Source organism: Maribacter sp. 4G9, assembly GCF_002742265.1.
Classification (GTDB): domain Bacteria; phylum Bacteroidota; class Bacteroidia; order Flavobacteriales; family Flavobacteriaceae; genus Maribacter.
The window spans coordinates 1-7,192 of sequence record NZ_MDGL01000119.1 but is presented as its reverse complement, the minus strand read 5'-3'; the positions used below and the strand labels follow the sequence as shown (position 1 = coordinate 7,192).

Below are 7,192 nucleotides of genomic sequence, written 5' to 3'. Positions count from 1 at the left end.
ACCTATACGATGAAAGATATGCCGTGGAAAGGGCGAATGCATGGATGGACAGCTACCGTTCCCTGCTCAACAGGTTCGATACGACCACCGAAAGCTGGAAAGGATTCAACTATTTGGCATTCATTGCGATAGCGTTGAAAAAATTCAAGAAAAAGAAAAAAATAAAAGTTTAAACCACTTCTACATTTCATCCCATCCATGGTTAAAATTGGGTAACTTTTCGATGAAATGCACACTAGAAAACGCCATGACATAGCGCCATGGCGATTTCAACAAAACAATCCAACTGAAAACAAACTGAAAATGAAAATTGTATTTACGAATTACAAGTCCTGAATTTGCTTTTCCATTAGGGGGCCTAGCTCATAGGTCGCCCCGATAAGTTCCTTCTTTAATTCTTGAACTTTCTCAACATCGTTATGGGCTTTGTACACTTCTGCAACATGATATAATAAAGCGGGCTCGTAGGTTTTATTCACTACGTAAGCATCCATCAATTCTTTGGCCCTATCCTTGTCCCCTATTTTTAAATGGGTATACGCCAACCAACTGTAGGACTCTGGGGTAGGTCTATTCTGGACCTCTTGTTTTGCCAATTCCAAAGCCTTTTCATATTCCTTAGTTTCATCGATATATAAGCCCAAATTGTAGAGATTGTACATACCTCCATAGGATGGATCCTCCACGCGTTGAAAATATTCGTTTAAATTTTCAAGTCGGACTAGGTCGTTTCCCATATAGTCTGCTATTTCGGCCTTTAATAAATAATAATCCGGGGCGTTATAGGTCATGGTAACCGAATCTAGGATTCTTAAGGCTTCCTCCGGATTTTTGTCGTTGGAAAAGACAATCCAGGCAATACCCTTTTTGGCATAGGCATTTTTTGAATCGATTTCCAAAGCTTTTAAGTAGTGTTCGTAGGAATCATTCAATCTCCCGGCGTGCCCGTAATAATCGGCCAAATTGGTCAAACTCCATAAAGTCAAGGCTTCATTTTTGGCCTCTAGGGCAATGGCCTTGGCTTTCTCCATAAAGGTAATGGTCGCATCCAGGTCGCCCTTATAATCGTTCCATTTGGCCAATCTGATTAGATAACCAAAATCCTTCATGTTTTTAGTACTGTCCAGATATTTCTCCGCCAACCCATAATTTCCCAATTCCATGTGGACATCAAAAAGCAGGAACTGGCTTTCCTTTGGATCAGCACCCAACTTTCTAGCTTCCATGGCCATAACCAATGCCTCCTTAAAACGATGTTGGGAAATATAGTTTCGCGCCAAGGACCTCCTATATCCGGCCCTACCGATAGACGCAATTTCAACCGCTTTAGTAAGGCTCTGCTCCGCCTTTTTTAAATAGGTTATATCACCTGTTTCCTTAAAATATCTGCTGTACTCACCGCCAACTATACCAAAGCTGGTAAGCTGCATGCTATCCGGTCTTATCTTGCCATTCCATATCTCAAAGTATTTGGATGTGGTCTTAGTAGGTTCAGTCTTTAAATACGTATTGTAGTCTGCTGCGCTTGCTATAGTTTCATGTGCCTTTTCGCTGCAGGAAAACGTAAGTAACAGGGCTAAAAAATAGATGTGAAATTTCATTGTAGGTTTCTTTTGGATTGTTGTTTTTAGATATTTAAAATAAGGGGGAGCTTTAAAGCTCCCCCTTGCTCCTCTTTTTCATAGTCTTTATTCAGGAGCTCCCAAATAAGGGAATGTTGTTGAAATATCGGCAGTAAGTCCAACACCATCGGATGTTAATCGTGGTAAATCCGGAGTTCCATCCATATCGGTATCCTGACCGCTAAATCGGTCACCTTCCATACCCCCGAAGAGTAAGATCAAGGAAATATCAATAACATCATCCTGTGGGGTCCTTCCGGTCAATGCCACCTCATCTCCATCGGGCACCAAAATCCTTCCATCCATATCATTATCCGTTCCCGGATTAAAATACGTAGTGGGCAAATCCGGAGCTACTTCAAGAACATCTGCCGCTAAATAGCCCGTTAGAGTGGCAGCATCCAAACCAAGTATATTGGGTTCGTAGTTAACGTTATCTGGATTTGCGCCCAATAAATTGGCGTATACATCGTGGTAAGCCTCCAATCTGGCTTCAAAACCAGCCTGAAACATGGCTCCCATCTCAGAAGGTATGGCCCTATTATGTGCATTTTTTGTTTCATCATCGGCACTTAATACCGTATTTATTCCAGGTCTTCCCATAAAATCAATCTGGGTATAGGTCCCAGAAAAGTCGGGCATCATGGGTGTCATTCCGTCCTCACAAGGGGTACATGATCCACCACAGTCCACCCCGGTTTCATCTCCGTTCATCATACCATCATTACAAGTAGCCATCGCCATAGGTGGGGTAAAATCATCGTCATTGTTACAGGATGCCAAAACGGTCATCGCGCAAAATGATAGGAATACATATTTTAGATTTTCTAGTTTCATCTTTTTATCTTTTAGTTCGTTAATTATTGTTTGGCATTTGTAGTAATCCAAGTCTTATAGACGTTCAGTCCTAAGGCATTTGTAGCGGTAGTTTCCCCTAGCATACTGTTGGGTATTTCTACTACTATGGACATCGTGTTGGCGCCATCAAAAGTATCTACAGCAGTGGTATCATCATCATCGGTCGAGTTGGGATCACCTGCGGGTTTAAACCCTTCTGGAGCCATTCCACCGATAACGGCATTAAACTGGAAAAAGTCAAAAAAGAAAGCGTCCTGCCTTGGCCCTGCAAACAAGGAAACACCATTAGAAGTAGTTTCCACGATAGCGGTATCCGAAGAAATATCAACAGAACCCAAAGGACTGTCTATCATGACTTGACCACTAAGTCCGGTAGTGCTTGGAGCAACCGGCCCAAAGAAATACATTTTTCCATTTCTGGGAATGGCCTGTATGACCAAGTCCTCTACCAAATCTCCATTTGTGTCGATATTGATTTCCGTTAGCACATTCTCATCAAAAGTGCCGTATGCCAAATCTGGCAGTACGTTGGATTGAAGATCTACGGCAAATACCGTATTCTCAGAACCTTCCGAAGGTTCAAAAGCATAAAAGTCGGCAATGTCAGCCGTGGTTCCCATGGAATCAGGTGCATCGATGTGATCTGCGGCAACCAAAACGGTTGCCACAAGGGCCAAGGCTCCAAGGCCTATAAAAAGTTTTGTTTTTTTCATTATTATAAATATTTAGATTAAAATCACCCCTACATACGGAGCAAATGCAAATGGGTTTTGTTTCAAATGTTAAAGTTTTGTTAATGAACTATTAAGGGACTTCTTTCATTCTGTTGAATTGTCTGGCAACCCCTTTCCATGATAATTGAACCGCACGTCCTAGCAATCCTCATTAAAATGTCATCCGTATAACAATTTTCAGAAGTATTCTGAAAACGCAATTGGCTACCTTTGCCTTTTCAAAAACTAGGACATGAACCCATCCGCTAAGGGCTGGATAGACAAATTTGGATCGTTGGTCAAGAGCCACGAAGGGAAATACGATACCTTCGAAGTTCTTTTCGAGGATTTAAAAAATACTGGATTCGTTTACGGTATCAATGTCGGATATCCTGATTTCATATCGCCAGAGCATGCCCTTTCCGAAGATGAAAAAGCCAAGATTAACTTAATGACCACCTTATATTTCACTTTTAAAATAGAAACGCAAGGTGCTGATTTTGAGTTATTTTTAAAGGAGATATTCAAGTTTTACGAGACCTTGGAGGTGAACAAGGTTTCCTTTTTGGGTAAACTATTCACGGGAAATAAAACCTCATCAAAGCTTGAGAAAATCCTGGATTCCCGCATTTATTTGGAGGACAATATCATAAGCAAAACCTTTAATGGTTCCATTACTAATTCCCTTTTATTCCTTGATGCCCTGCTTTTCAGAAGATATTTGTTACATGTGAAGGGAATCAAGAAACATGCACAACTGTTGGAATATTTGGCCATCAACATTACCTACCATGCCCTTAATTCCAAGGAGAAAAACAAAAAAGACGAAAAATTGGCCCAGTTGCTGGCTTCCTCCCTCACTTTTATCAATAGCGACTCAAAGAAATTTGATGGGGCCTACAGAAAAAAACTTGTTGTGAATCAAGACGTATGGGAAAATAGATATCTTTTAAATCTTGCGTGCCTGACCGTATGGGAGGACCACTCCTTGGATTACCTGGAATCCGCATTTATATACGATTTAGGAAAGGACTTAAAATTGGATGTGGAAATTATACAGGGGTCCTTGGCACATGTATCCAATTTCATACATTCCAATAAGGATACCATCCCTTTTTTACAAGAACAAAATATGGCCCTACAGTTTTATGACAGTATGTCCAAACTTGTGAACAGGCTTATCCTGAGAAACAGGAAACGTTTACATAAGGAACTTTCAGAAAGTGCGGAACTGGTAGCCTTACTCTCAAAATCTACGGTCAGGGACCTTACAAAAGAAGAAAAGAAAAAGGTTCAGTCTCAATTATTGGATATTTTTAAAAGTATACCATCCCTGGCGATTTTTTTGCTACCCGGTGGGGCCATTTTGCTTCCGATATTTATCAAGTTGATACCCAAATTATTGCCGTCTGCCTTTGATGAAAACCGGGTGGAAAATGAGGAATAGTTGTTGGTTGTTGGTTGTTGGTTGTTGGTTGTTGGTTGTTGGTTGTTGGTTGTTGGTTGTTGGTTGTTGGTAAAAAACTAATTCCTTTTAACTTTTAACTTATAACTTTTCACTTTTAACTCTTGAACCTACTCCAACCACAACTTAAAGTCTTTCACGCGTTCCCTGCTCACGATAATTTCCTGTTCCGAAAAGGAATGTAGCTTGATCTGCAAGCGTGAATTGGTATAGGAAATAATATCCTTTATAAAATTGATGTTCACATAGAACTTGCGGCTTACCCTAAAGAAGGTATCGGGTTTCAGTTCTTCTTCCAAGTTTTCAAGGGTGGTATCCAATAAATAGTTTCTCCCGTCTGAAGTGGCCGCGTAGGTGCCTTTGTTCTCACTATAAAAGCATTCCACATCATCGGCGTTTATGATCTTTAAATGCTGGCCTACCCTCACGGTAAAACGTTTTTTGTACTCCCTCTCCAAGGGGTTCACCAAAAGCTTTTTGATATCCTCAAAATCCAAACTCAATTTTTTGGACTCGGGCTTTAAGCTTCTATACTTTTTTACGGCACTCTCCAATTCCTCATCATCAATAGGTTTGAGCAAATAATCGATACTATTGAGTTTGAAGGCCTGTAGGGCATATTCATCATAGGCGGTCGTAAAGATAATAGCGCTTTTTACATCGACAATGTCAAAGATTTCAAAGGACAGTCCATCGGACAATTGAATATCCAAAAAAATAAGGTCTGGATGTTCGTTTTCCTGAAACCATGCAATTGATTCTTCCACGGAATGCAACATGGTGGACACGGCCACGTCCAATTCCCCTAATAGCCTGCCCAGTCTTCTGGCCGCAGGTTTTTCGTCCTCTATGATAATTACGTTCATCTTACGATATTTCTGTTTCTAACTTCTTTTTATGTTTCGAATTGCGAATCCAATAGGCAATAAATATACTGCCCAATATACTTGGTAATAGCCAATTTACCAATGGATGGAAAAATTGATTTACTACCAAAAAAGCTGAAAAGGATGCTATATAGGCACCTGTCATTTTACCTATATGAATCCGCAACCAATTTTCCCTTAAAGTTTCAGGTTTTTTGAACATTCGCAAGTCCCGAATCCCGAAAATAATTGAAGCAAACCCAAATAATAGCAAAACAATATGAAGACCTTGGTTAAAAACCAGTGGCATGAAAACCATACAGAGACCAACTAACACGACAGACAAGGAAATAAGTTTATCCAATTTTAAATTCATTGTACTATTCTTAAACCGAAGGCCACGGTATCCCGCCAGCAACAAATAGCTGCTAAACATACCTATTGAAAATAAAAATGCATTTTCATGACCCGGTAACACCGATATGACCAAGGCCATAATGGCAGAGGCCAACATGCAGTAATAAAAAAGTAGCCCACTGGCCTTATGCAACAATTTCCCTTTTCTTGAAGCTATGGCTAATGAACCTGCCAAGAGAGCCAGCCCTCCAAAAAAAGCATGTATGTAAATAAGGATGGTTATGTATTGGTCCATGGTCCTATACTTTTTTATTAACCTTGGTATTTAAAAATGTAATGTATATTCAGTCACTTTACAATTGAAAGGTTCTAGTTCTTAAAAGCACTACTTATTCCTCTCTGGAAACCTCTTCTTCGGCTATCAAAAACCTTTGCAGTTGTTTTTGTTCCCATTCTCTAATAAAGCTCGGTTTAAACTCCGACAAAAGCTTTGTTTTGTAAACAAAGAGATACCATCCGTGAAAAAGTAACCCTAGCCCCCAAATGATATGTTTTCCAATTATATTCCATAGAAACCAGTCCAAAAAACCTTCGTCTTGGAAACCTACCGATTCAAAATAATCCAAGGACATGAATTATATGACCAATAAAATAATGTTCCCAATGAAAAACACACTCAAATGCCAGTAAAAGTTCCTTATTTGCCGTACTTGAGCATATGCCTTAACGTATTTTTCAGATGGCCGATTTTCACCTTCCATGGTTACCAAATTTTTCAGCCTCTTGCCTGTCCTGCTCCAAATATTTTTGAATCTGACGCTCTTCCCATTTTTTAGAAAACAGTGTAGTTCGGTTAAAAACTTTCAGACCATGGAAGAAAAGGCCTATTCCCCAGAAAAACCAGGTACTAAAAGTACTAAAGTGCAAAACGGGGCCCATAAACGATTCACCATAATAGGCGTTGCCAATTACTTTCATTAACAGTAAAATGGTGTTTACCACTAAATAAATGGTAAGGTGTATATAAAAGCCTTTTAATTGCCTTAGTCTTTCCTGGGCTTTCTTGAGTCTTTTTCGTTCGTTATTTTCCCTTGATTCCATTAGTCCTTATCTTCATTAATAAATTTTTCTATTGACTTAGGCATTTAACCACTAATATTTTTGATATAGCATGGCGGGGTATTTACCATCCTGAGCATCAGGTTGTCGAATATGCCCTCCTTCATGAAGCTGCGGTTGAACCTGTAGCAATATTCGTCGAGATAGTCCTGTAGGTCCCCCACGTGGTGGTGCATCCCCCTAAGCCATGCC

Annotated in this window: 8 protein-coding genes and 2 pseudogenes; 2 read left to right on the top strand and 8 right to left on the bottom strand. The window is 39.9% G+C overall.

What is annotated here, in order from left to right; genetic code table 11:
• Nucleotides 1-173, top strand: a pseudogene (locus tag BFP75_RS11180) (IS5 family transposase); the annotation flags it as partial.
• Nucleotides 174-323: 150 nt separating this feature from the next.
• Here BFP75_RS11180 and BFP75_RS11175 read toward each other — a convergent pair.
• From BFP75_RS11175 to BFP75_RS11165, 3 genes are all read right to left on the bottom strand, one after another.
• Nucleotides 324-1,601, bottom strand: a complete 1,278-nt coding sequence (locus tag BFP75_RS11175; protein ID WP_099545475.1) for a tetratricopeptide repeat protein — start codon at nucleotides 1,599-1,601, stop codon at nucleotides 324-326.
• Nucleotides 1,602-1,688: 87 nt separating this feature from the next.
• Complete coding sequence (locus BFP75_RS11170; RefSeq protein WP_099545474.1) at nucleotides 1,689-2,459, bottom strand: DUF4331 family protein; 771 nt, start codon at nucleotides 2,457-2,459, stop codon at nucleotides 1,689-1,691.
• Nucleotides 2,460-2,482: 23 nt separating this feature from the next.
• Entirely contained in the window at nucleotides 2,483-3,193 is a 711-nt protein-coding gene (locus tag BFP75_RS11165; RefSeq protein WP_099545473.1) for a DUF4331 family protein, read from the bottom strand.
• A 253-nt stretch (nucleotides 3,194-3,446) separates the two neighbouring features.
• Here BFP75_RS11165 and BFP75_RS11160 point away from each other — a divergent pair, with 253 nt between their 5' ends.
• Entirely contained in the window at nucleotides 3,447-4,640 is a 1,194-nt protein-coding gene (locus BFP75_RS11160; RefSeq protein ID WP_099545472.1) for an LETM1-related biofilm-associated protein, read from the top strand.
• Between the two features lie 128 nt (nucleotides 4,641-4,768).
• Here BFP75_RS11160 and BFP75_RS11155 read toward each other — a convergent pair whose 3' ends face one another.
• The 5 genes and pseudogenes from BFP75_RS11155 to BFP75_RS11135 form a co-directional block, all read right to left on the bottom strand.
• Nucleotides 4,769-5,524, bottom strand: coding sequence for a LytR/AlgR family response regulator transcription factor (locus BFP75_RS11155; RefSeq protein WP_099545471.1), 756 nt, complete (start codon nucleotides 5,522-5,524; stop codon nucleotides 4,769-4,771).
• A gap of 1 nt (nucleotide 5,525) precedes the next feature.
• Nucleotides 5,526-6,176 carry a DUF2306 domain-containing protein gene (locus BFP75_RS11150; RefSeq protein ID WP_099545470.1) on the bottom strand — a complete coding sequence of 217 codons (651 nt, stop codon included), beginning with the start codon at nucleotides 6,174-6,176 and terminating at the stop codon, nucleotides 5,526-5,528.
• A gap of 94 nt (nucleotides 6,177-6,270) precedes the next feature.
• On the bottom strand, nucleotides 6,271-6,513 hold the full coding sequence (locus BFP75_RS22710) for a 2TM domain-containing protein (RefSeq protein WP_099545469.1): 243 nt from the start codon (nucleotides 6,511-6,513) through the stop codon (nucleotides 6,271-6,273).
• Nucleotides 6,514-6,631: 118 nt separating this feature from the next.
• On the bottom strand, nucleotides 6,632-6,982 hold the full coding sequence (locus BFP75_RS11140) for a 2TM domain-containing protein (RefSeq protein ID WP_099545468.1): 351 nt from the start codon (nucleotides 6,980-6,982) through the stop codon (nucleotides 6,632-6,634).
• A 44-nt stretch (nucleotides 6,983-7,026) separates the two neighbouring features.
• Nucleotides 7,027-7,192: pseudogene (locus BFP75_RS11135) on the bottom strand (IS1595 family transposase); the annotation flags it as partial.

Bases quoted from the DNA above. Each gene is read 5' to 3' on its own strand.
- BFP75_RS11175 (WP_099545475.1), bottom strand. From the start codon at position 1,601: ATGAAATTTCACATCTATTTTTTAGCCCTGTTACTTACGTTTTCCTGC.
- BFP75_RS11170 (WP_099545474.1), bottom strand. From the start codon at position 2,459: ATGAAACTAGAAAATCTAAAATATGTATTCCTATCATTTTGCGCGATG.
- BFP75_RS11165 (WP_099545473.1), bottom strand. From the start codon at position 3,193: ATGAAAAAAACAAAACTTTTTATAGGCCTTGGAGCCTTGGCCCTTGTG.
- BFP75_RS11160 (WP_099545472.1), top strand. From the start codon at position 3,447: ATGAACCCATCCGCTAAGGGCTGGATAGACAAATTTGGATCGTTGGTC.
- BFP75_RS11155 (WP_099545471.1), bottom strand. From the start codon at position 5,524: ATGAACGTAATTATCATAGAGGACGAAAAACCTGCGGCCAGAAGACTG.
- BFP75_RS11150 (WP_099545470.1), bottom strand. From the start codon at position 6,176: ATGGACCAATACATAACCATCCTTATTTACATACATGCTTTTTTTGGA.
- BFP75_RS22710 (WP_099545469.1), bottom strand. From the start codon at position 6,513: ATGTCCTTGGATTATTTTGAATCGGTAGGTTTCCAAGACGAAGGTTTT.
- BFP75_RS11140 (WP_099545468.1), bottom strand. From the start codon at position 6,982: ATGGAATCAAGGGAAAATAACGAACGAAAAAGACTCAAGAAAGCCCAG.